20 protein-coding genes are annotated in these 22,412 nt (G+C 65.9%); 14 read left to right on the top strand and 6 right to left on the bottom strand.

Annotated elements, in window-relative coordinates:
* Window positions 1–152: 152 nt before the first annotated feature.
* The 6 genes from SD196_RS15185 to paaN all read right to left on the bottom strand — a co-directional run bounded on the left by SD196_RS15185 (window position 153) and on the right by paaN (window position 6,844).
* Window positions 153–1,643: an aldehyde dehydrogenase family protein gene (locus tag SD196_RS15185; protein WP_331319472.1), complete on the bottom strand. Its 1,491-nt coding sequence runs from the start codon at window positions 1,641–1,643 to the stop codon at window positions 153–155.
* A 49-nt stretch (window positions 1,644–1,692) separates the two neighbouring features.
* Window positions 1,693–2,100: a c-type cytochrome gene (locus SD196_RS15190; protein WP_416310350.1), complete on the bottom strand. Its 408-nt coding sequence runs from the start codon at window positions 2,098–2,100 to the stop codon at window positions 1,693–1,695.
* Window positions 2,101–2,493: 393 nt separating this feature from the next.
* Complete coding sequence (feaR, locus tag SD196_RS15195; protein WP_331319473.1) at window positions 2,494–3,408, bottom strand: transcriptional regulator FeaR; 915 nt, start codon at window positions 3,406–3,408, stop codon at window positions 2,494–2,496.
* Window positions 3,409–3,547: 139 nt separating this feature from the next.
* Window positions 3,548–4,471, bottom strand: coding sequence for a phenylacetic acid degradation operon negative regulatory protein PaaX (paaX, locus tag SD196_RS15200; RefSeq protein ID WP_331319474.1), 924 nt, complete (start codon window positions 4,469–4,471; stop codon window positions 3,548–3,550).
* A gap of 77 nt (window positions 4,472–4,548) precedes the next feature.
* Window positions 4,549–5,148 carry a phenylacetic acid degradation protein PaaY gene (paaY, locus tag SD196_RS15205; RefSeq protein WP_331319475.1) on the bottom strand — a complete coding sequence of 200 codons (600 nt, stop codon included), beginning with the start codon at window positions 5,146–5,148 and terminating at the stop codon, window positions 4,549–4,551.
* A 1-nt stretch (window position 5,149) separates the two neighbouring features.
* Window positions 5,150–6,844, bottom strand: coding sequence for a phenylacetic acid degradation protein PaaN (gene paaN / locus SD196_RS15210; protein WP_416310351.1), 1,695 nt, complete (start codon window positions 6,842–6,844; stop codon window positions 5,150–5,152).
* Window positions 6,845–7,247: 403 nt separating this feature from the next.
* On the opposite strand from paaN, the gene paaF reads away from it, so the two are divergent.
* The 14 genes from paaF (at window position 7,248) to SD196_RS15280 (ending at window position 22,404) form a co-directional block, all read left to right on the top strand.
* Complete coding sequence (gene paaF, locus SD196_RS15215) at window positions 7,248–8,021, top strand: 2,3-dehydroadipyl-CoA hydratase PaaF (RefSeq protein ID WP_416310352.1); 774 nt, start codon at window positions 7,248–7,250, stop codon at window positions 8,019–8,021.
* Between the two features lie 57 nt (window positions 8,022–8,078).
* Window positions 8,079–8,870 carry a 2-(1,2-epoxy-1,2-dihydrophenyl)acetyl-CoA isomerase PaaG gene (gene paaG / locus SD196_RS15220; protein ID WP_416310353.1) on the top strand — a complete coding sequence of 264 codons (792 nt, stop codon included), beginning with the start codon at window positions 8,079–8,081 and terminating at the stop codon, window positions 8,868–8,870.
* A 3-nt stretch (window positions 8,871–8,873) separates the two neighbouring features.
* A complete protein-coding gene (gene paaH / locus SD196_RS15225) occupies window positions 8,874–10,391 on the top strand; it encodes a 3-hydroxyacyl-CoA dehydrogenase PaaH (protein WP_416310354.1) in 1,518 nt (505 codons plus the stop codon).
* Window positions 10,384–10,824, top strand: coding sequence for a hydroxyphenylacetyl-CoA thioesterase PaaI (gene paaI / locus SD196_RS15230; protein WP_331319480.1), 441 nt, complete (start codon window positions 10,384–10,386; stop codon window positions 10,822–10,824). Before paaH ends, paaI begins: the two co-directional genes overlap by 8 nt.
* The gene (gene pcaF, locus SD196_RS15235) at window positions 10,821–12,035 is read left to right on the top strand and encodes a 3-oxoadipyl-CoA thiolase (RefSeq protein WP_331319481.1); all 1,215 of its coding nucleotides are present in this window, start codon (window positions 10,821–10,823) and stop codon (window positions 12,033–12,035) included. The genes paaI and pcaF overlap by 4 nt, the downstream gene beginning before the upstream one ends.
* Before the next feature lie 173 nt (window positions 12,036–12,208).
* A complete protein-coding gene (paaK, locus tag SD196_RS15240) occupies window positions 12,209–13,528 on the top strand; it encodes a phenylacetate--CoA ligase PaaK (protein WP_416310355.1) in 1,320 nt (439 codons plus the stop codon).
* A gap of 301 nt (window positions 13,529–13,829) precedes the next feature.
* Window positions 13,830–14,183, top strand: coding sequence for a DUF1428 domain-containing protein (locus SD196_RS15245; protein WP_370601560.1), 354 nt, complete (start codon window positions 13,830–13,832; stop codon window positions 14,181–14,183).
* Between the two features lie 423 nt (window positions 14,184–14,606).
* Window positions 14,607–15,599, top strand: a complete 993-nt coding sequence (gene paaA / locus SD196_RS15250; protein WP_017520940.1) for a 1,2-phenylacetyl-CoA epoxidase subunit PaaA — start codon at window positions 14,607–14,609, stop codon at window positions 15,597–15,599.
* Between the two features lie 20 nt (window positions 15,600–15,619).
* The gene (paaB, locus tag SD196_RS15255) at window positions 15,620–15,901 is read left to right on the top strand and encodes a 1,2-phenylacetyl-CoA epoxidase subunit PaaB (protein ID WP_017520939.1); all 282 of its coding nucleotides are present in this window, start codon (window positions 15,620–15,622) and stop codon (window positions 15,899–15,901) included.
* A 10-nt stretch (window positions 15,902–15,911) separates the two neighbouring features.
* A complete protein-coding gene (gene paaC, locus SD196_RS15260; RefSeq protein ID WP_343573692.1) occupies window positions 15,912–16,673 on the top strand; it encodes a 1,2-phenylacetyl-CoA epoxidase subunit PaaC in 762 nt (253 codons plus the stop codon).
* Window positions 16,660–17,193: a 1,2-phenylacetyl-CoA epoxidase subunit PaaD gene (gene paaD, locus SD196_RS15265; protein WP_331319485.1), complete on the top strand. Its 534-nt coding sequence runs from the start codon at window positions 16,660–16,662 to the stop codon at window positions 17,191–17,193. The genes paaC and paaD overlap by 14 nt, the downstream gene beginning before the upstream one ends.
* A gap of 25 nt (window positions 17,194–17,218) precedes the next feature.
* A complete protein-coding gene (gene paaE / locus SD196_RS15270) occupies window positions 17,219–18,295 on the top strand; it encodes a 1,2-phenylacetyl-CoA epoxidase subunit PaaE (protein ID WP_416310356.1) in 1,077 nt (358 codons plus the stop codon).
* 346 nt (window positions 18,296–18,641) lie between these two features.
* The gene (paaZ, locus tag SD196_RS15275) at window positions 18,642–20,693 is read left to right on the top strand and encodes a phenylacetic acid degradation bifunctional protein PaaZ (protein WP_416310357.1); all 2,052 of its coding nucleotides are present in this window, start codon (window positions 18,642–18,644) and stop codon (window positions 20,691–20,693) included.
* 559 nt (window positions 20,694–21,252) lie between these two features.
* Window positions 21,253–22,404: an amine dehydrogenase large subunit gene (locus tag SD196_RS15280; protein ID WP_331319488.1), complete on the top strand. Its 1,152-nt coding sequence runs from the start codon at window positions 21,253–21,255 to the stop codon at window positions 22,402–22,404.
* Window positions 22,405–22,412: the final 8 nt, after the last annotated feature.

Raw genomic sequence — 22,412 nt, forward strand, 5'->3', positions numbered from 1 at the left:
GATGGGTATCGCTTCGCTCCACACCATCCTACGTCTGCGGCTCCCGGTGACCATAGGACCGGGCCACGCCCCTGGGCCTCCCTACAGCTTTCATCCAAAAAAAACGGGCCCGAAGGCCCGCTGCTAAACGAGGGTGTTGCTCTCACCATCAATCAGTGCGCGATGCACACCGACTTGATCTCGGTATAGGCCTCGACCACGGCACGGCCGAATTCGCGGCCCATGCCCGACTGCTTGACGCCGCCGAAGGGCATGCTCGGGTCGAGCAGCACGTGGGCGTTGACCCACACGGTGCCGGACTCGATGCGCGGCACCAGGTTCATGGCCTTGTTCAGGTCGTTGGTCCACAGGCTCGCACCCAGGCCGTATTCGCTGTCGTTGGCCATCGCGATGGCCTCGTCGTCCTCGTCGAACGGCAGGACCGCCAGCACCGGACCGAAGACTTCGTCGCGGGCCACCGCCATCTGCATGGTCACATCGGCCAGCACGGTGGGCTGTACGTAGAAGCCGTTGCCGCCGACCTGTTCGCCACCGCAGACGATGCGCGCGCCCTGCTCGCCCGCGCGGGCGATGTGATTCAGCACACTACGTTGCTGCTTGGCAGACACCAGCGGGTTGATCTGCGCGGTCGGGTCCATACCCTCCCCCAGGCTCATGCCGGCCACGGCGGCGGCCAGCTTCTCGACGAACTCGTCGTAGCGCGAACGGTGCACGTAGAAGCGCGAGGCCGCGGCGCAGACCTGGCCGTTGTTCAGCAGGCCGCCCAGCAGCGCACCCTGCACGGCGTTGTCGATGTTGGCGTCGGCCAGCACGATCATCGGGTTCTTGCCGCCCAGCTCCAGGGCGAAGCGGGTCATGTTCTGCACGGCGGCCAGGCCGACGCTGCGGCCCACGGCAGTGGAACCGGTGAAGGAGACCTTGTTGACCAGCTTGTGGCTGGCCAGGCCGCCACCGATGCGCGGGCCGTCGCCGGTCACCAGGTTGAACACGCCAGCCGGCACGCCGGCCTCGAAGGCCAGCTCGGCCAGGCGCAGGGCGGTCAGCGGGGTTTCCGAGGCGGGCTTGATCACTACGCTGTTACCGGTGGCCAGTGCCGGAATCAGCTTCCACACGGCGATCATCAGCGGGAAGTTCCACGGTACGATGCCGGCGACCACGCCCAGCGGCTCGCGGCGGGTATAGGCGGTGAATTTGGCACCCGGCGGCAGCGGGATGGAGACGTTCAGCGACTGGCCTTCGATCTTGGTCGCCCAGCCGGCCATGTAGCGCATGAACTCGACGGTGGCGCCCACGTCCAGCATGCGCGAGATGTTGATCGACTTGCCCTGGCTCAGGGTTTCCAGCTGGGCCAGTTCCTCGCCGTTGGCTTCCACCAGGTCGGCGAAGCGCAGCAGGATACGCTCGCGGTCGGCCGGGCGCAGGTCGGCCCAGACGCGGGACTTGTACGCGGCCTGGGCGGACTGTACCGCACGGTCGAGCAGTTCGGTGTCGATGTCGGCGACACTGGAAATGGCCTGGCCGGTGGCCGGGTTCAGTACGTCGGTGCGCGCGCCCTCGGGCACCACCCAGGCACCGTCGATGAAGCAGCCGTGGCGGCGGCTGAGGAATGCGCTTACCTGCGGCAGAATATCAGTCGTGCTCATGTTCACTCCTGGCTGGAAGCGGGCCCGATGGCCCGTTCGGGAAAGGGGGTCAGTGCTGCTGGCTGAGCCAGCAGGTCACGGCTCGGCGCTCGGCGGCGTCAGCAAGGCCGGCGAACGGCATGTAGGTGCCGGGCACCGCGGCCTGCGGCTGGGTGATGAAGGCATCGATGCTGTCGCGGGACCAGGCGGCGCCCCTGGTCTTCATGGCCTCGGAATAGCTGAAGCCAGCCAGCGAGCCGGACATGCGGCCGACTACGCCGTGCAGGTTGGGCCCCATCATTCCCGGACCATCCTTCTGCGCGGAGTGGCAGACGGAGCAGTCGCGGGCGAATACGCCCTGGCCCTGCTCGGCTTCGGCGGCCGGACAGGTATCCGCCATTGCGACAGCGCCCTGGGTGGCGGCCAGCGCCAGCAGCAGTGCGCCGGCGGCGGCCTTGAGGGATTTGTGGATAGACATCTGGCTCCACCTCGAAGCAATCAGGCCGGCGCGGGAAAAACGCCGGCATACGCGAGGAATTCGCGCTTTACGAGGGGCGATTGTCACTGGTGCCGGAATGGCAGGACTTTTTCTGTGTGCCAGTTGGTTTGGCGGGGGTGCCAAGAAGCAGGATGCCGGAGTCAACAGCGGCGCAGACGATAACGCCGGTGTATCGGCGTACAACCGCGAACGGTTGTACGCCCTACGCCAGGGTTGAACTTCGGGTAGGGTGTATAACGCTCCGCGTTATACACCGAATGGCCCTGGCCTTACCCCGCTCGGGATCGACCGTCGGGTCAGGCGGCCCGGCTCAGCCTCGGCGCAGGTGATGACGCCGGCGTATCGGCGTACAACCGCGAACCGTTGTACACCCTACTGCGCGTAACGCTTGCGGTACTCGCCCGGGGAAACCCCGAAGCGCGACTTGAACGCCGTGGAGAAGTAGCTGGAATCCGAGAAGCCCCAGGCATACCCCAGCGCCGACAGTTTCTGCTCGAAATGCGCGTTGCGCAGCGACTCGGCACAGAAGTCCAGGCGGCGGTTCTTGATGTACTGGGCGACGACCATGCCCTTCTTCGAGAACATGCGGTACAGGCCTCGCACGGAAACGCCGACCTCGCGGGCGATCAGCTCCGGACAGAGTTCCTCGGCGCTGATGTGCTCGTCGATGAACGACACCGACTTGCGGAACAGCCGCTCATGGCTGTCGCACTCGCTTTCCTGGCCGCTGATGGCCGGACGCAGCAGGCTGACCAAGGCGTCCAGGGTGGCTTCGCTTTCCTGCATGCCGATTCCGTCGTGGCGGCTGATCTCGCCGACCATGCCGCTGGCCAGCGCGGCGATCGGCGCACTGCCGGGAATCCGCGTCGCGCAATTCACCGTGGTGATCCGCGCACGCTCGAACACCTGGCGGGGCACGATCAGCGAGACCTGGCGGGCCCTCTCCAGGTAAGTCATGTTGCTCGGCTGGCTGGCGTCGATCAGGGTGATATCGCCCCGCGACAGTTCCACGCGATTGTCACCCTGCTCCAGGCGCGACCGGCCATCGAGCTGGAACACCGCGTAATAGTTGTTGCTGCCGCCGGCCGCGATTTCCTTGCTGGTCCGGTAGAGGCTGATTTGGGCCAGTTCGACCTGGCTCAGCTTGATGGCGCCGCCCTGAAATTCCTTGAGCTCGCTTCTGAACTCCGACCCCAGGGGATGCGCGGCGAAACGCCCACATGCCTGGTTGATCCGCGCAAGCCATGCCTCGAAGGCATCGCCGCGTGCTTGGGTTGAGGTATTCATGACCAGCAAAGCCTCGCGCTTTCTTGTTGTTATCAGCGTCCACCTCGGTGGGCGGATCGACGTTGATCGATATCTGGATCGATCACTTGGCCCGCGCCACCGATCGGTGACACAGGCCAAGGCACATTTCAGGCCAACTTCACTTCAATCCGCCGAAACGGCGGTAGAAGCTTTCGCCAACGTCCGGCAACGGACCGTCAGCGGTTTCCAGATTACTGTTCAGCCACTCTTCGGCCTTGGCGAAGATCAGCCGGTAGATATTGCGACACAGTTGTCTCGCGGCACGCCCTTCCCAGTCGCCGGGCAACAGTTCGTCCGGCAGCTGCGGGTCACGCAGGAGCAGCCGGCGGTATTCGTGGATCAGCAGGATGCGCGCCAGGAAGCAATCCGCCGGCTGCAGGTTGTCCTGCTCGCGCAACTCCTGCCAGAGCGGGCGGAACAGGCGGATGAACTCGCTATAGTGGCTGGCCAGCTCGTCGATGTTCCAGCTCTCGCGCACCTGCAGACGCATGGCGCGGGAGGCCAGCACGTCCTGGGCGTGGGTATCGAAGATGATGCTGTCGTCCAGTGCGTCCAGGTCCTGCAGGGTCGTCACCAGGTCGGCGCGGTCGCCGCGCGGGCAGGCCAGCACGGTCGGGGCGATGGCGCCGAAGCCCTGCCATTCCAGCTCTTCGCGCACCTGCTTGCGCTTGTCGGCAGACAGTTGGGAGAGCATCACCAGGGTCCAGGCACCATCCCACGCCGGCAGGCTGGAGCTGTACACCCGCTTGAAGGCCTTCTCGAAGCGCCGCCGGCCGGTGCCGGTCAGGCTGTAATAGCTGCGCCGGCCGACCTTCTCGGCGGTCAGCCAGTCTTCCTTGGTCAGCCGGAAGATCGAGGTACGGATCAGCCGCTCGTTGATGCCGATGGGCTCCAGCAGATTGATCAGGCTGCCCAACCAGACGGTGCCGCCATGGGGTTCGATGGCATCTCCGTATAGCGTGATGATCAGCGAACTGGCGCGGATCGGCGTCTGTTCCTGGAAGCGGGTAATCAGTTGGTTCAGCGGTGCAAGGGCAGTCATGGTCTGGCTGGGCGCGGACAAAGGCCCGACTATACCTGCCCGCCGGGCCGCCTTGCCATTGGTGTGAACCCCAGTGGTCATAGGGAATTGTTCCCTTTCGGGCGGAACCCCGAGTCGCCCATGTGCGGGCGGTCCGCCTCCACCTCCGCCAGCGGCGCGCACTCCACCAGGCTCGCCAGGCAGCGCCGGGTCAGCGCCTGGTATTCGCGGGTGCCGCGCTGCTTCCAGGCCACCTCCTCGTCGCTCAGTGCACGCTTCACCGCGGCCGGCGCACCCATCACCAGGCTCTGCGGCGGGCATTCGAAGCCGGCCTTGACGAAGGCGGCGGCGGAAACGATGGAGCGTTCGCCAATCCGCGCGTTGTCCATCACCACCGCGTTCATCCCCACCAGCGCGTCGGCGCCGATGACGCAACCATGGAGCACCGCGCCGTGGCCGATATGGCCATGGCGCTTGACCACCGTGTCGCTGTCGGGAAAGCCGTGCATCACGCAGGTATCCTGCAGGTTCGCTCCTTCTTCGAGGACAATCCGCCCGAAATCACCCCGTAATGCAGCGAGCGGGCCGACATAGCAGCCCGGGCCGACGATCACGTCGCCGATCAGTACGGCGGTCGGATGGACATAGGCGGTCGGATGCACCACCGGGATCATCCCGTCCAGGCTGTAGCACGGCATCTCAGGCGCCCTCCAGCGGTGCATGGCGGCGGCTCTGCACCACCACGAAGCGCCGCGTCACGAAGGCGCCATCGGTGATCGAAGCGTTTGCCGTGGGGTTGCCGCCGGTGGCATGGAAGTCGCTGAAGGCGGCCGACTGGTTGACGAACACGCCGCCGTCGAAGTTCACCGACAGCGACACCGCCACGTCCTGGGCGAAGGTTTCCGCCCGGTCGAGGAATTCCGCGTCCGTGGAATAGACGCCAAGGGTCATGGCGCCCTTCTCTTTCAGGACGTCACCGGCCACCTGCAGACTGTGGTCGCTGTCATCGGTGGCGATGACGAAGGCGATCGGGCCGAAGCGCTCCTCGCCAAATGCCGAATGGTCAGCGGCATCGACCTTGAGCAGCAGCGGCGTGCACACACGAGCGCCGGGGAACTGCGGGTGTTCGCGGCGCTCGCTGTCCAGCAGGACCTCACCCAGCTCGCGGCAGGCCAGGATGCGTTCGGCGGTCGCCTCGGACTGGATCGCACCGAGCACACTGCAGGCGCGTTCGTTGTCGGAAAGGAAGCTGCGCACGGCCCCGGCCAGCGCCTGGGCGACCTCGTCGAAGCTGACGTGCTCCTCGCCAACGCGGATGCCACCGCGCGGCACGTAGATGGCCTGGGTGGTGGTGCACATCTGCCCGGAATACAGGCTGAGGCTGAAGGCCAGGTTGCGCGCCACGGCCTTGAGGTCGCGCACGCTGTCGATGATCACGCTGTTGACGCCGGCCTTCTCGGTGAATACCTGGGCCTGCCGGGCGTTCTCTTCCAGCCAGTTGCCGAACGCGCTGGAGCCGGTGAAGTCGACCAGCTTCACGCGGGGATCGAGGGCCAGCACCTGGCTGACCGGAGCTTCGGCGCTATCCACCACCAGGCTGACCAGCGCCGGATCGAAGCCCAGTTCGCCGAGAACGTCCTGGGCCACCCTGACGCTCATCGCCACCGGCAGGATCGCCGCCGGGTGCGGCTTGACCAGTACCGGGTTGCCGGTGACCAGGCTGGCGAACAGGCCTGGGTAGGTGTTCCAGGTCGGGAAAGTGGCGCAGCCGATCACCAGCGCCAGGCCGCGCGGGACGATATGCCAGCGTTTGTCCAGCACCAACGGCTCGGCCTTGCTCTGCGGCTTGCTCCAGCGCACCGCTTCCGGCACTTCGGCCATGGCCCGCCAGGCATAGGCCAGCGCCTCCAGGGCGCGGTCCTGGGCATGGGCGCCGCCGGCCTGGAACGCCATCATGTAGCCCTGCCCGCTGGTATGCATCACCGCGTGGGCCATGGTCGGGCTCAGGGCGGCAAGGCGCTGGACGATTTCCAGGCAGGCACCGACACGCGCCTTCGCCCCGGCATCCCGCCAGGCCGGTAGGGCCTGCTGCTGGCGGGCCAGCAGCTGCTCGGCGTCGTACTGGTCATAGCTCACGCCGAGGTCGAAGCCATAGGGAGAGCGCTCGGTGCCGATGCGGCCGATGGCTTGCGGCCCCTGCAGTTCGAAATGGCGGTTCAGCAATCCCTCGAATGCCGACTGGGCGCCCTTCACCGACTCCTCCGGATACTGCTTCAGGCTCTCCCCGTGGGGCGACCAGTAATCACGGCGGGTGATGGCTTCCACCGCGTGCTCGAGGGTGGCGCGGTGATGCTCGAACAGTTCGAGGGCGGCGGCCTGGGCGGCGGACGACATGGGGGACTCCTCTTCTAGTAGTTGTGGCGATGAACGCACGCAAGGGACGCGATATTTCGCAAAGCGATCCACTTGCCCTCGAATTTTGTATCACATCATTTTAGAACATGAAAGCACCGTCTGCCGTATCGCTTTTAACACCCACCGCCAGAGCCACCGACAAACGGCTGAGATGGCGCAAAGCCTCGCGATAACTGGCCTACGATTAGAAATCCAGCCTTGAGGCGCTTTCGAAAATCAACCAACACGGGACACATAAATACATTCAATGCTTGTTGTTTTGTATCGCTTTAGGCATATACTGCGAAAACCCGGGAGACCTCCGCCTACCGCGCAGGCCATACCCGCGATTCCAACAATGAGCCGGCCAGCGATGCCGTGCGTGCAGCCTGAGGATATGCAGATGCCTCGTACCCTCGTCGTCTCGACACCCCTGCCGGGCGTCCGCCTGATCACCCTGCAGCGCCCGGAGGCGCTGAACGCACTGAACACCGAACTGCTTGGCGAACTGGCCGCCGAACTCGATGCTGCCGAGCAGGACAGCGAAACCCGCGCCGTGGTACTCACCGGCAGCCGCAAGGCCTTCGCCGCCGGCGCCGACATCAAGGAAATGGCCGAGCGCGACCTGGTCGGCATCCTCAACGACCCGCGCGTCGGCTACTGGCAGCGCATCGCCGCCTTCTCCAAGCCACTGATCGCCGCCGTCAACGGCTTCGCCCTGGGTGGCGGCTGCGAGCTGGCCATGCACGCCGACATCCTCGTCGCCGGCGAAGATGCCCGCTTCGGTCAGCCGGAAATCAACCTCGGCATCATGCCCGGCGCCGGCGGCACCCAGCGCCTGCTGCGCGCCGTGGGCAAGCCGCTGGCCATGCAGATGGTGCTCACCGGCGAGGCCATCGACGCCCGCCACGCCCAGCGCGCCGGCCTGGTCAGCGAGGTCACCCAACCCGAATTCACCGTCGAGCGCGCCCTGCAGATCGCCAGAAGCATCGCCGCCAAGGCACCGCTCGCGGTGCGCCTGGCCAAGGAAGCGTTGCTCAAGGCCCAGGACACCGACCTGGCCAGCGGCCTGCGCTTCGAACGCCACGCCTTCACCCTGCTGGCCGGCACCGCCGACCGCGATGAAGGCATCCGCGCCTTCCAGGAAAAACGCAAAGCCACCTACCAAGGCCGCTGAGCGAGCCCACTTTCTTTTTCTGGCAAAAGCCTGCCCATTGATGGAGCGAGTCCGCCCATGAACTTCGAGCACATCCTGTTTTCCATCGAGGACGGCGTCGCCCTCCTCAGCCTGAACCGCCCGGAGCAGCTCAACAGCTTCAACACCGCCATGCACGGCGAAGTGCGCGAGGCGCTCAAGCAGGTCCGGCAGAGTCCGGAAGCCCGCGTCCTGCTGCTGACCGGCGAAGGCCGCGGCTTCTGCGCAGGACAGGACCTGTCCGACCGCAACGTCGCGCCGGGCGCCGAGATGCCCGACCTGGGCCAGTCCATCGAGCAGTTCTACAACCCCCTGATCCGCACCCTGCGCGACCTGCCGCTACCCGTCATCTGCGCGGTCAACGGCGTGGCCGCCGGCGCCGGCGCCAACATCCCGCTGGCCTGCGACCTGGTGCTGGCGGCGCGCTCGGCCAGTTTCATCCAGGCCTTCTGCAAGATCGGCCTGATCCCCGATTCCGGCGGCACCTGGACCTTGCCGCGCCTGGTCGGCATGGCCCGCGCCAAGGCACTCGCGCTGCTGGGCAATCGCCTCTCCGCCGAACAGGCCGAGCAATGGGGCCTGATCTACCAGGTGGTGGATGACGCCAACCTGCGCGAGGAAGCGCTCAAGCTCGCTCGCCATCTGGCCACCCAGCCGACCTACGGCCTGGCGCTGATCAAGCGCAGCCTCAACGCCAGCCTGAACAACAGTTTCGACGAGCAGCTGGAGCTGGAGCGCGACCTGCAGCGCCTGGCCGGCCGCAGCGAGGACTACCGCGAGGGCGTCTCCGCCTTCATGGAAAAACGTACTCCCAGCTTCAAGGGCCGCTGATCGATGAGCGCACTTTCGAACGACGCAAAAGTCGCGGTGATCGGCGCCGGCGCCATGGGCGCGGGTATCGCCCAGGTCGCCGCCCAGGCCGGCCATTCGGTGAAGCTCTACGACAACCGCCCCGGCGCCGCCGCCCAAGCGATCGATGGCATCGATCGCCAGCTCGGCCGGCTGGTGGAGAAAGGCAAGCTCGACGCCGCCGCCCGCAGCGCCATCGTCGCGCGGCTGCAACCGGTGGAAGCCATCGAGGCGCTGGCCGATTCGAAACTGGTGATCGAGGCCATCGTCGAAAACCTGGAAGTCAAGCGCGGCCTGTTCCAGCAGCTGGAAACGCTGTGCGCCGAGGAGTGCATACTCGCCAGCAACACCTCTTCGCTGTCCATCACCAGCCTCGCCGCCGGCCTCAAGCGCCCGCAGCAGGTGGTCGGCATGCACTTCTTCAATCCGGCGCCACTGATGGCGCTGGTGGAAATCGTCTCCGGCCTCGCTACCGATCCGGCACTGGCTGACAACCTGTATGCCACTTCGTTGGCCTGGGGCAAGAAGCCGGTGCATACCAAGTCGACCCCCGGCTTCATCGTCAACCGTGTGGCGCGCCCCTTCTATGCCGAAAGCCTGCGCCTGCTGCAGGAAGGCGCCGCCGACTGCGCGACGCTGGATGCGCTGATGCGCGATGCTGGCGGCTTCCGCATGGGCGCCTTCGAGCTGACCGACCTGATCGGCCATGACGTCAACTACGCCGTCACCTGCTCGGTGTTCGCCGCCTACTACGGCGACTTCCGCTTCCAGCCTTCGCTGATCCAGAAGGAGCTGGTGGATGCCGGTCGCCTCGGTCGCAAGACCGGCCAGGGCTTCTACGACTACACCGAAGGTGCCGAGCGCCCGCAGCCGGCCAGCCTTAGCAGCACCACCAGCGTCGCCTCGTGCGTGCTGGAAGGCGATCTGGGCGTCGCCCAGCCGTTGATCCAACGTCTGAAAGAGGCCGGCATCGAGATTATTCAGCGCGCCGGCAATGGCCTGCTGCGCGCCGGCGATGCAGTGATCGCCCTGTCCGATGGCCGCCTCGCCAGCCAGCGCGCCCAGGAGGACGGCCTGCGCAACCTGGTGCTGATCGACCTCGCGCGGGATTACGCCAAGGCTTCGCGCCTCGGTATTTCCTGCTCGGTGGACACCACGCCCGATGCGCTGGACCAGGCTGTCGCCCTGCTGGCCAAGGCCGGAATCGCCACCAGCCGCCTGAGCGACACTCCCGGCCTCGCCGTGCTGCGCACCGTCGCCATGCTCGCCAACGAAGGCGCGGATGCCGTGCTGCAAGGCGTCGGCAGCGCCGGCGACATCGACCTCGCAATGCAAGCCGGGGTGAACTACCCGCAAGGCCCGCTGGCCTGGGCCGGGCAGATCGGCCTCGGCAACTTGCTAGACGTGCTGGACAACCTTCAGGCCGCCTACGGCGAGGACCGCTATCGCCCGTCCCTGCTGCTGCGCCGCCTGCACGCCGAGGGGAGAACTTTCCATGACTGACGCCACCCAACTGGCCCGCGCCTGCGCCGAGGCCATGTACGAGCGCGACCAGGCCACCCGGCGCATGGGCATCCAGTTGCTGGATGCCGGCCCGGGTAGCGCGAAGCTGTCGATGCGCGTGCGCGAGGACATGATCCAGGGCCACGGCACCTGCCACGGCGGCTACCTGTTCGCCCTCGCCGACTCGGCCTTCGCCTTCGCCTGCAACAGCTACAACGACGCCACCGTCGCCATCGGCTGCAGCATCGACTACGTGGCGCCGGCGCGCGAAGGCGACCAACTGGTCGCCAGTGCGTTCGAGCAGAGCCGCAGCGGCCGCACCGGCAACTACGACGTGCGTATCGAGAATTCCCAGGGCCAGCTGATCGCCCTGTTCCACGGCAAGTCCTACAAAGTGCGCGGCACCGTGCTGGCGCAGGAGACCTCCGCATGACCAACCTCACTGACGCGCTGATCATCGACGCGGTACGCACGCCGATCGGCCGCTACGCCGGCGCCCTGTCCAGCGTGCGCGCCGACGACCTCGCAGCGATTCCGATGAAGGCCCTGATGCAGCGCCACCCGGAGCTGGACTGGAGCGCCATCGACGACGTGATCTTCGGCTGCGCCAACCAGGCCGGCGAAGACAACCGCAACGTCGCCCACATGGCCTCGCTGCTGGCCGGCCTGCCGGTATCCGTGCCCGGCACCACCCTCAACCGCCTGTGCGGCTCCGGCCTGGACGCCGTGGGCAGCGCCGCCCGCGCCCTGCGTTGTGGCGAGGCCGGACTGATGCTGGCCGGCGGCGTGGAATCGATGTCCCGCGCACCGTTCGTGATGGGCAAGTCCGAGCAGGCCTTCGGCCGCAGCGCGGAGATTTTCGACACCACCATCGGCTGGCGCTTCGTCAACAAGCTGATGAAGCAGCAGTTCGGCATCGACTCCATGCCCGAGACGGCGGAGAACGTCGCCGAGCAGTTCAATATCAGCCGCGCCGACCAGGACGCCTTCGCCCTGCGCAGCCAGCACAAGGCCGCTGCCGCACAGGCCAATGGCCGCCTGGCGAAGGAAATCGTTCCGGTGGAAATCCCCCAGCGCAAAGGCCCGGCCAAGGTCGTCGAGCAGGACGAGCATCCGCGCGGCGATACCACCCTGGAACAACTGGCCAGGCTCGGCACGCCGTTCCGTGAAGGCGGCAGCGTCACCGCCGGCAACGCCTCGGGCGTCAACGACGGCGCCTGCGCCCTGCTGATGGCAACCCCGGCCGCCGCCGCGCGTCACGGCCTGAAGGCCCGCGCCCGCGTGGTCGCCATGGCCACCGCTGGCGTCGAGCCGCGGATCATGGGCATCGGCCCGGTACCGGCGACCCGCAAGGTGCTGGAACTGGCCGGCCTGTCACTGGCCGCCATGGACGTGATCGAACTGAACGAAGCCTTCGCCGCCCAGGGCCTCGCCGTACTGCGCGAGTTGGGCTTGAACGACGACGACGCGCGGGTAAACCCCAACGGCGGCGCCATCGCCCTCGGCCACCCGCTGGGCATGAGCGGCGCGCGCCTGGTCACCACTGCACTGCATGAACTGGAGGAGCGCGGCGGCCGCTACGCCCTGTGCACCATGTGCATCGGCGTCGGCCAGGGCATCGCCCTGATCATCGAACGGATCTGAACCCACGGAAGGTTCGAACCCCGCACCGCCAGTCGCGAAAGCCGCCGTCTGGCAGGCAGAGCAACGTCTCTGACAGGGGTTCGAAACTTTCCGCGAACGGGGGCGTTATCCTGCTCCCATGACACTCGCAACCCGCACGCGGGCTGGCGTACAAGAACAAATCGAGTGAACTCATGAACATGTACCATGATGCCGAACGTGCCCTGCTTGACCCGATGGAAACCGCCAGTGTCGACGAGCTGCGCCAGCACCAGCTGGAGCGCCTGCGCTGGAGCCTCAAGCATGCCTACGACAACGTCCCGCTGTACCGCCAGCGCTTCGACGCGGCGGGCGTCCACCCCGACGACCTGAAAACCCTGGAAGACCTGGCGAAGTTCCCCTTCACCGGCAAGAACGACCTGCGCGACAACTACCCCTACGGCATGTTCGCCGTGCCGCAGAGCGAGATCGTGCGCCTGCACGCCTCCAGCGGCACCACCGGCAAGCCCACGGTGGTCGGTTACACGCAGAACGACATCGACACCTGGGCCAACGTGGTCGCCCGCTCCATCCGCGCCGCCGGCGGCCGCAAGGGTGACAAGGTGCACGTGTCCTACGGCTACGGCCTGTTCACCGGCGGCCTGGGCGCCCACTACGGCGCCGAGCGCCTGGGCTGCACCGTGATCCCGATGTCCGGCGGCCAGACCGAGAAGCAGGTCCAGCTGATCCGCGACTTCCAGCCGGACATCATCATGGTCACCCCGTCCTACATGCTCAACATCGCCGACGAGATCGAGCGCCAGGGCGTCGACCCGCACAGCCTCAGGCTGCGCCTGGGCATCTTCGGCGCCGAACCCTGGACCGCCGAACTGCGCCGTGCGGTCGAGGAGCGCATGAGCATCACCGCGCTGGACATCTACGGTCTCTCGGAAATCATGGGGCCGGGCGTGGCCATGGAATGCGCCGAGACCAAGGACGGCCCGACCGTCTGGGAAGACCACTTCTACCCCGAGATCATCGACCCGGCCACCGGCGCCGTGCTGCCTGACGGCGAATACGGCGAGCTGGTGTTCACCTCGCTGTCCAAGGAAGCGCTGCCGATGATCCGCTACCGCACCCGCGACCTGACCCGCCTGTTGCCGGGCACCGCGCGGCCGATGCGGCGCATCGACAAGATCACCGGGCGCAGCGACGACATGCTGATCATCCGCGGGGTGAACGTATTCCCGACGCAGATCGAGGAACAGGTGCTGAAGATCAAGCAGCTCGCCGAGTGCTACGAGATCCACCTGCACCGCAACGGCAATCTCGACTGCATCGACGTCCACGTCGAACTGCGCCACGACCTGCAGGGGCTCTCGGCGGACGAGCAGAAGGCCATCGGCAGCGAGCTGGGCAAACAGATCAAGACCCACATCGGCGTCAGCGCGCGGGTGCTGGTGCAACCTTCCCACAGCCTCAAGCGCTCGGAAGGCAAGGCCTGCCACGTCTACGACAATCGGCCCAAGGGCTGATCGGTCCGCATCGTCAAAAAGCCCCGCTTCGGCGGGGCTTTTTGCTTTTTCGCTTTTTGTAGAAGCGAGCTTGCTCGCGAACCCGCCCAACACCCACGCCACCGACAAGACCGTTCGCGAGCAAGCTCGCTCCTACAGGTCACATGACACACCGGCGCGAGAATCCCCCGCCCAGGAATCACTCGCCACACCGACCACCCGTCGCCTCACCACCGGTCGCTGTCGATTTCCCGCCACGCCCTTCGACTATCCCTCAAAGGCAGCCGGCATCCGCCGACCGCCCACTCGCAGGAGATGAACGATGAACTATGTCGATGGCTTCCTCGTACCGGTACCCACCGCCAGCCGGGAGCGCTACATGGAGGTGGCACGCAAGGCGGCGGCGCTGTTCAAGGAGCATGGCGCCATCAGCGTCGTCGAGTGCTGGGGCGATGACGTGCCCGAAGGCAAGGTGACCTCCTTCCCCATGGCAGTGAAGCTCAAGGAGGATGAAACCGTGGTGTTCTCCTGGATCACCTGGCCCAGCAAGGCCGCACGGGACGAAGGCATGAAGAAGTTCATGGAAGACGCCCGGATGAAGACCGACTTCAACGACATGCCCTTCGACGGGCAACGCATGATCTTTGGCGGCTTCGAGGTGATCGTCCAGGCCTGACGCCTTCCGGCTCTTCGTAGGAGCGAGCTTGCTCGCGAACCATGCTTTCCGGCGGCGATGGAATTGTGCGGTTCGCGAGCAAGCTCGCTCCTACAAACCCACACAACAATCAGCAATAAACTCATATAAACATATTTTTTGTATCACTTCGTCGCCTTCCCGGCCCAGAACAGCCCGCCATTCAAGCGAAGCAAGCGCGCAGACAATCCCCGCAAATTACCTTCATTTTTAATGCAATTCGCCAGATTAATCGCGAAAAACCAACCGTTTCTCGCTAATCCAAAGCCCCCTACACCCGCCAAAGCGATACAAAATCCAATTACGACACATCATTTAGTGTTAGACATTCATTTCTGTATCATTTAAAACTACAGCCATGGCCAAGGCCGTCCCACGAACACGACAAAAGGCTGGAGACACAGCATGTACGCACAACTGGTTGAGACCGGCGTGAAGCGCATCAAGGCGCTGGACGAGATGTCGCCGGAAGAACGCGCCTTCCAGGAAAAGATCGATGCTGAGATCAAGATCGAGGCGAAGAACTGGATGCCCGACGCCTACCGCCAGACGCTGATCCGGCAGATTTCCCAGCACGCCCACTCCGAGATCGTCGGCATGCTGCCCGAGGGCAACTGGGTCACCCGCGCGCCGACCTTGAAGCGCAAGCTGCAACTGATGGCGAAGATCCAGGACGAGGCCGGCCATGGCCTCTACCTGTACAGCGCCATGGAAACCCTGGGCGCCGACCGTGACACCGAGATCGCCAAGCTGCATTCGGGCAAGGCCAAGTACTCGAGCATCTTCAACTACCCGACGCTGAACTGGGCCGACATGGGTGCTGTGGGCTGGCTGGTGGATGGCGCGGCGATCGTCAACCAGGTGGTGCTCCAGCGCACCTCCTACGGCCCTTACTCGCGCGCCATGATCCGCATCTGCAAGGAAGAGAGCTTCCACCAGCGCCAGGGCTACGAAATCCTCCTGACCATGATGCGCCACGGCAACCAGGCGCAGAAGGACATGGTCCAGGACGCCATCAACCGCCTCTGGTGGCCAGCCCTGATGATGTTCGGCCCCAGCGACGCCGACTCCCCCAACAGCGCGCAATCCATGGCCTGGAAGATCAAGCGCCAGAGCAACGACGAGCTGCGCCAGCGCTTCATCGACCAGACCGTGCCGCAACTGGAGCTGCTCGGCTGCACCGCCCCGGACCCGCACCTGAAATGGAACGAGGAGCGCGGCCACTACGACTTCGGCGACATCCAGTGGGAAGAGTTCTACGAAGTGCTCAAGGGCAACGGCCCGTGCAACACCGAGCGCGTCGCCACCCGCCGCAAGGCCATCGAAGACGGCGCCTGGGTCCGCGAAGCCGCGGTCGCCTACGCCCGCAAACAACAACAGAAAAAAGACGCTGCCTGAGCCGCGAGGAGAGAAAAGTCATGTCCGAGTGGACCCTTTTTGAAGTGTTTGTCCGCAGCAAGCACGGCCTGAACCACAAGCACGTCGGCAGCGTCCACGCCGCCGACGCCGCCATGGCCATCGAGAACGCCCGCGAGCTGTACACCCGCCGCAACGAAGGCGTGAGCCTGTGGGTGGTGCCCTCCGCGCTGATCACCGCCTCCTCCCCCGACGAGAAGGATCCGCTGTTCGATCCGTCGCAGGACAAGGTCTACCGCCACGCCAGCTTCTACGAGCTGCCGCCCGAAGTCGGCCACATGTGAGATCGCGTGCATGAATCCGCATAACGACAAGATCGAATACCTGCTGCGCCTCTCCGACAGTGCCCTGATCCAGGGCCAGCGCTTGTGCGAATGGTGCGGCCACGCCCCGGCGCTGGAAGAAGAACTGGCGCTGATGAACGTCGGCCTCGACCTGGTGGGCCAGGCACGCAACTGGTACGAGTACGCCGTGGAACTGCTGGACGACGGCCGCGACGCCGACGCCCTGGCCTTCCGCCGCGACGAGCGCGCCTTCCGCAACTTGCTGCTGGTCGAGCAGCCCAACGGCGACTTCGCCGTGACCATGACCAAGCAGTTCCTCTATGACGCCTGGCACTTCCATGTGCTGCACGCGCTGAGCAGCTCCAGCGACGAGCGCGTCAAAGCCATCGCCGCCAAAGCTCTGAAGGAAGTCACCTACCATCTGCGCCGTTCTTCCGAGTGGGTGCAGCGCCTGGGCGACGGCACCGAGGAAAGCCATGCGCGCATGCTCGCGGCGATTCCGCAGGTGTGGCGTTTCACCGTCGAACTCTGCAATGCCGACGAGATCGAGCAGCGCCTGTTCGAGGCCGGGGTCGCGCCGAATCCGACCGAGCTGGCTGCCGCCTGGAAGTCCAAGGTCGCCGACATCTTTGCCGCCGCGACCCTGCCTGTGCCCGAGCCCGCGGTGAATTTCTACCTCAGCGGCCGCCGCGGCCTGCACACCGAGCACCTGGGCATTCTCCTGGCCGAGATGCAGTTCCTCCAGCGAGCCTACCCCGATGCGACCTGGTGAGCTGATTACCAGCGATCGCGGCGCCCGTGCCGGCACGGCTGACGACCTCAGCCGCGCCTGGAGCGTGCTCGGCGCAGTGATGGACCCGGAAGTGCCGGTGGTCAGCGTGGTCGATCTGGGCATCGTGCGCGGGCTCGACTGGCAGGACGGCCACCTGCATGTGGTGGTCACCCCGACCTACTCCGGCTGCCCGGCCACCGAAGTCATCGAGCAGGACATCCAGCACGCGCTGGAACAGGCCGGCTTCGCCGCGCCGCAACTGGAGCGCCGGCTGAACCCGGCTTGGACCACTGACTGGATCAGCGACGAGGGCCGCAAGGCGCTGCGCGACTACGGCATCGCTCCGCCGGCCGGCAGCACCAGCAAGCGCAGCCTGCTCGGCGAGACCCCGGAAGTGCGTTGCCCGCAGTGCGGCAGCCTGCACACCGAGCAGCTCAGCCAGTTCGGCTCCACCGCCTGCAAGGCGCTGTACCGCTGTGTCGATTGCCGCGAACCGTTCGATTACTTCAAGTGCATCTGAGTGACCGCGTCACCGGAGAAGAACAATGAGCAAATTCCATAGCCTGAAAATCAAGGAAGTGCGCCCGGAAACCCGCGATGCGGTGTCCATCGCCTTCGATATCCCGGCAGACCTGCAGGACAGCTTCCGCTTCACCCAGGGCCAGCACCTGGTGATGCGCACCCAGCTCAACGGCGAGGAACTGCGCCGCTCCTACTCCATCTGCAGCGGCGTCAACGATGGCGAGCTACGCGTGGCGATCAAGCGCGTGGCCGGCGGCCTGTTCTCCGCCTACGCCAACGAAAGCCTGAAGGCCGGCCACAGCCTGGAAGTGATGCCGCCCTCCGGCCACTTCTGCGTCGAGCTCGATCCTGCGCGCCACGGCCACTACCTGGCGGTCGCCGCCGGCAGCGGCATCACGCCGATCCTGTCGATCGTCAAGACCACCCTGGAAACCGAGCCGCACAGTCGCGTCACCCTGATCTACGGCAACCGCTCCAGCAATGCCGCGATGTTCCGCGAGCAGCTCGAGGACCTGAAGAACCGCTACTTGCAGCGCCTCAACCTGATCTTCGTGTTCAGCCGCGAGCAACAGGACGTGGACCTCTACAACGGCCGCATCGATGCCGACAAATGCGGCCAGCTGTTCAGCCGCTGGCTCGACGTGAAGAGCCTCGACGCCGCCTTCATCTGCGGCCCGCAGGCAATGACCGAGACCGTGCGCGACCAGCTCAAGGGCAATGGCATGCCGGCCGAACGCATCCACTTCGAACTCTTCGCCGCCGCTGGCAGCAACGAGAAACGCGAAGCCCGCCAGGCCGCCGCCGCAATCGACAGCGCGAAGAGCCAGATCACCGTGATCAGCGACGGCCGCGAGCTGTCCTTCGAACTGGCGCGCAACAGCGTCAGCGTGCTCGATGCCGGCAACGAACACGGTGCCGAACTGCCTTACTCCTGCAAGGCCGGCGTGTGCTCGACCTGCAAGTGCAAGGTGGTGTCCGGCGAGGTGGAGATGGACAGCAACTTCGCCCTGGAGGACTACGAAGTGGCTGCCGGCTACGTGCTGAGCTGCCAGGCGTATCCGGTCAGCGACAGCGTGGTGCTCGATTTCGACCAGCTCTGATCCAGAGCCTGTAGGAGCGAGCTTGCTCGCGAACCGCACTCTGCCGTTGCTTCGGCGTGCGCAGAAGGATTCGCGGACAAGGTCCGCTCCTACAGAGTGAGCCCGGCGCGCTTCTCGTAAGAGCGGACTCTGTCCGCGATTCGCCGGCAGGGCCGGCGCCAATCAGGTTCGCGAGCAAGCTCGCTCCTACAACAAACAGCTCCACCGTCATCGGCCCACAAGGTCTTGGCGGACCTTATCCGGCGGCTCGTACCGCCACCTTACAACGCGCCGCCGATGCCCACCCGGCGCGGCGGTCACCGGCAGCAGCCGGCACCCTTGCGTAGCGATCCGGAGGAAGACAACCATGGCCCAAGAGCCAATCCTGCAAAGTTTCATCGGCGGCCGCTGGGTCGGCCAGCATGGCGCCCAGGCGCTGCGTAGCGCGCTCAACGGGCAGACCGTGGCGCGCACCCACGAGGAGGCGCTGGACTTCGCCGAAGCCGTCGCCCATGCGCGCGAGCAGGGCCTCAAGGAACTGATGTCCATGGACTTCCAGCAGCGCGCCCAGCGCCTGAAGGCCCTGGCGCTGTACCTGACCGAGCGCAAGGAACAGCTCTACGAGATTTCCCGCCACAGCGGCGCCACCCGCGCCGACAGCTGGATCGACATCGAAGGCGGCGCCGGCACCCTGTTCGCCTACGCCGGCGTCGGCGGCCGCGAGCTGCCGTCCGGCAACGTGGTCCATGAAGGTCCGGCAATCCCGCTGGGCAAGACCGGCAAGTTCGCCGGCAGCCACATCCTGGTGCCGCGCGGCGGCATCGCCGTGCACATCAACGCCTTCAACTTCCCGATCTGGGGAATGCTGGAGAAGTTCGCGCCGAGCTTCCTCGCCGGCATGCCGTGCATCGTCAAACCGGCCACCGCCACCAGCTACATCACCGAAGCCGCCGTGCGCCTGATGCACGAGTCCGGCCTGCTCCCGGCCGGCAGCCTGCAGCTGATCATCGGCGGCACCGGCGACCTGCTGGACCGCCTGCAGGGCCAGGACGTGGTGACCTTCACCGGCTCCGCCGACACCGCCGCCAAGCTGCGGGTGAACCCCAACCTGATCCGCAATTCCGTGCCGTTCAACGCCGAGGCCGACTCGCTGAACTGCGCCATCCTCGCCCCGGACGTCACCCCGGACGACGAGGAATTCGACCTCTTCGTCAAGGAAGTGGCCCGCGAGATGACCGTCAAGGCCGGGCAGAAATGCACCGCCATCCGCCGCGCCATCGTTCCCGCCAGGCACATCGATGCAGTCGCCGAGCGCCTGCGCGAGCGTCTGGCCAAGGTGGTGGTCGGCGATCCGTCGGTGGACGGTGTGAAGATGGGCGCCCTGGCCTCCCACGCCCAGCAGGCCGACGTGGCCGAACGCGTGGAAGCCCTGCTGAAGTTCAGCGACCTGGTATTCGGCGCCAAGGATGGCTTCGCCCCCCGCGGTGACGGCGTCAGCGAAGGCGCGTTCTTCGCCCCGACCCTGCTGCGCAGCCGCGACCCGCACGCCGAGGGCGGCGCCCACGACATCGAAGCCTTCGGCCCGGTCAGCACCCTGATGGCCTACGACGACATCGACGAAGCCATCGCCCTCGCCGCCCGCGGCAAGGGCAGCCTGGTGGCGAGCCTGATCACCCGTGATCCGCAGGTGGCCGCCAAGGTCGTTCCGGCCATGGGCGCGCTGCACGGCCGCCTGCACATCCTCGACCGCGAATCCGCCACCGAATCCACCGGCCATGGCTCGCCGCTGCCAGTGCTCAAGCACGGCGGCCCGGGCCGTGCCGGTGGCGGCGAAGAACTGGGCGGCCTGCGCGCGGTGAAGCACTACCTGCAACGCACCGCCGTACAGGGTTCGCCGACCATGCTGATGGCCGTCACCGGCGAGTACGTGCGCGGCGCCCGGGTCTACGAGACCGAGGTACACCCGTTCCGCCGCCATTTCGACGACCTGAAGATCGGCGAGTCGCTGCTGACCCACCGCCGCACCGTCACCGAGGCCGACCTCGTCAACTTCGGCTGCCTGTCGGGCGACCACTTCTACATGCACTTCGACGAGTTGGCCGCCAAGGACTCGCAGTTCGGCAAGCGCATCGCCCACGGTTATTTCGTGCTTTCAGCGGCGGCCGGCCTGTTCGTTTCCCCCGGCGTCGGCCCGGTGCTGGCCAACTACGGACTGGATACCCTGCGCTTCATCAACCCGGTGGGCATCGGCGACACCATCCAGGCGCGCCTGACCTGCAAGCGCAAGATCGACCAGGGCAAGAAGAGTCCAAAGGGCGAGCCACAGGGCGTGGTGGCCTGGGACGTGGAAGTCACCAACCAGCTCGGCGAGCTGGTGGCCAGCTACGACATCCTGACCCTGGTGCTCAAGCGCGCCTGAGGCTCGACGGTTTCCACTCCGGTGTAATCCTCGACCGGCCTTCGGGCCGGTCTTTTTTTTTGCGTGTCGCTTGAGGGGGAATCGTGGCTTGCTGTGGGAGCGGACCCTGTCCGCAAAAGCCCGCCACTGCACCCGGCCTGCCAGATGAACACCCGTAGGAGCGAGCTTGCTCGCGAACCGCCCAGCACCGATATCGCAGGGGGGCTCTGTTCGCGAGCAAGCTCGCTCCTACAAAAATCACCTGCCTAGGGCGTACAGCCCTGCCCCATCTGGCAAAAAATCAAACCCCTGCGCCCCTCCCCGCCATAGCACCGCAAAGATTCCCCAAGCCCCCACGCCAACGTGCTCTACATTCATCTAGACCCATCGCAGCGCGCCCCGGACAAGCACGCCTTTCGCCCACCCGCCGACCGTGACCATTCAGGCAGCAGTGGCACGGCCAGACAACCGATTGGCACGCAGAACAATTCCCCCGCGAACCGTCGCGGGCAGACTTGATCCGTAGAACCCTGCCACCTCTGACGCTCCACAATTCCAATAAATCCAGGGAGTCCACCTGATGCGAATAAACAGGATCCTCGCCAAGACAACGCTGGCCCTCGGCGTGGCGCTTGCTTGCGTGCACGGCGCGTTCGCCGACCTACCGGCCGACAAGGGCATCGGCCAGACCACCCTCCCGTTCCCGCCCAGCCCGCACCGCGCCTACGTGGTCGACGTCGAGTTCGACAGCTTCGTCGCCGGCCGGGTAACCGTGATCGATGCGGACCAGAAGCGCCTGCTGGGCATGGTCAGCACCGGCTTCGCCGCGCCCTCGACCCTGAGCCGCGACGGCAAGCTGCTGTACAGCGCCGACCTGTTCTATTCGCGTGGTACCCGTGGCACCCGCACCGACGTGCTGACCGCCTGGAACACCTCGACCCTGTCGCCGGACTGGGAAGTGGTGATCCCGTCCAAGCGCGCCGAGTCGCTGACCCAGCGTTTCGGCATCGGCACCAGTTCCGATGACCGTTTCGTCTACGTCTACAACTTCACTCCGTCGACCTCGATCACCGTGGTCGACACCCAGGCCAAATCCGTCACCAGCGAAATCGCCATTCCCGGCTGCGTGCTCAGCTACCCGGTCGGCAAGCGCGGCATCGCCTCGCTGTGCGGCGACGGCAGCGTCCAGCTGGTGACCCTCGGCGACGACGGCAAGGAAACGGCCCGCACCCGCACGCCGTTCTTCTCCCCGGACAAGGAGAAGCTGGTCGAGCGCGCCGTGAACGTTGGCGACACCTACTATTTCACCACCACCACCGGCACCGTGCGTGGCATCGACCTGTCCGGCAAGCAGCCGAAAGTCCTGCCCGAATGGTCGCTGGTCACCGACGAAGAGAAGAAGGCCGGCTGGGCGCCGGGCGGCTGGCAGCTGATGGCCGTCGCGCCGAAGCTGGACCGCCTCTACGTGCTGATGCATGACGCCCACGAGCCGATGAAGTGGGAAGACCCGAGCCCGATCATCTGGGCCTTCGACCTGAAGACCCACAAGAAGGTCGGCACGCTGGAAGGCAAGGCGCCGATCTGGAGCCTGCAGGCAACCAGCGACGCCAACCCGCTGCTGCTGGGCATCAACGTCGAGGGCGGCGTGGACATCTTCGACCTGAAGACCGGCAAGCTCACCGGGACCATGGAAAAGCTGCACAAAACCGCGACTCAGATCATGAGTCACTGAGCGAGGCA

The sequence above is a fragment of the Pseudomonas macauensis genome (assembly GCF_047902425.1).
Classification (GTDB): domain Bacteria; phylum Pseudomonadota; class Gammaproteobacteria; order Pseudomonadales; family Pseudomonadaceae; genus Pseudomonas.

Coding starts and splice junctions, on each gene's coding strand:
- pcaF (WP_331319481.1), top strand. CDS start 10,821: ATGACCAACCTCACTGACGCGCTGATCATCGACGCGGTACGCACGCCG.
- paaY (WP_331319475.1), bottom strand. CDS start 5,148: ATGCCGTGCTACAGCCTGGACGGGATGATCCCGGTGGTGCATCCGACC.
- paaI (WP_331319480.1), top strand. CDS start 10,384: ATGACTGACGCCACCCAACTGGCCCGCGCCTGCGCCGAGGCCATGTAC.
- paaX (WP_331319474.1), bottom strand. CDS start 4,471: ATGACTGCCCTTGCACCGCTGAACCAACTGATTACCCGCTTCCAGGAA.
- SD196_RS15185 (WP_331319472.1), bottom strand. CDS start 1,643: ATGAGCACGACTGATATTCTGCCGCAGGTAAGCGCATTCCTCAGCCGC.
- paaZ (WP_416310357.1), top strand. CDS start 18,642: ATGGCCCAAGAGCCAATCCTGCAAAGTTTCATCGGCGGCCGCTGGGTC.
- paaC (WP_343573692.1), top strand. CDS start 15,912: ATGAATCCGCATAACGACAAGATCGAATACCTGCTGCGCCTCTCCGAC.
- paaA (WP_017520940.1), top strand. CDS start 14,607: ATGTACGCACAACTGGTTGAGACCGGCGTGAAGCGCATCAAGGCGCTG.
- SD196_RS15190 (WP_416310350.1), bottom strand. CDS start 2,100: ATGTCTATCCACAAATCCCTCAAGGCCGCCGCCGGCGCACTGCTGCTG.
- SD196_RS15280 (WP_331319488.1), top strand. CDS start 21,253: ATGCGAATAAACAGGATCCTCGCCAAGACAACGCTGGCCCTCGGCGTG.
- paaF (WP_416310352.1), top strand. CDS start 7,248: ATGCCTCGTACCCTCGTCGTCTCGACACCCCTGCCGGGCGTCCGCCTG.
- SD196_RS15245 (WP_370601560.1), top strand. CDS start 13,830: ATGAACTATGTCGATGGCTTCCTCGTACCGGTACCCACCGCCAGCCGG.
- paaK (WP_416310355.1), top strand. CDS start 12,209: ATGAACATGTACCATGATGCCGAACGTGCCCTGCTTGACCCGATGGAA.
- paaE (WP_416310356.1), top strand. CDS start 17,219: ATGAGCAAATTCCATAGCCTGAAAATCAAGGAAGTGCGCCCGGAAACC.
- paaN (WP_416310351.1), bottom strand. CDS start 6,844: ATGTCGTCCGCCGCCCAGGCCGCCGCCCTCGAACTGTTCGAGCATCAC.
- paaD (WP_331319485.1), top strand. CDS start 16,660: ATGCGACCTGGTGAGCTGATTACCAGCGATCGCGGCGCCCGTGCCGGC.
- paaG (WP_416310353.1), top strand. CDS start 8,079: ATGAACTTCGAGCACATCCTGTTTTCCATCGAGGACGGCGTCGCCCTC.
- feaR (WP_331319473.1), bottom strand. CDS start 3,408: ATGAATACCTCAACCCAAGCACGCGGCGATGCCTTCGAGGCATGGCTT.
- paaH (WP_416310354.1), top strand. CDS start 8,874: ATGAGCGCACTTTCGAACGACGCAAAAGTCGCGGTGATCGGCGCCGGC.
- paaB (WP_017520939.1), top strand. CDS start 15,620: ATGTCCGAGTGGACCCTTTTTGAAGTGTTTGTCCGCAGCAAGCACGGC.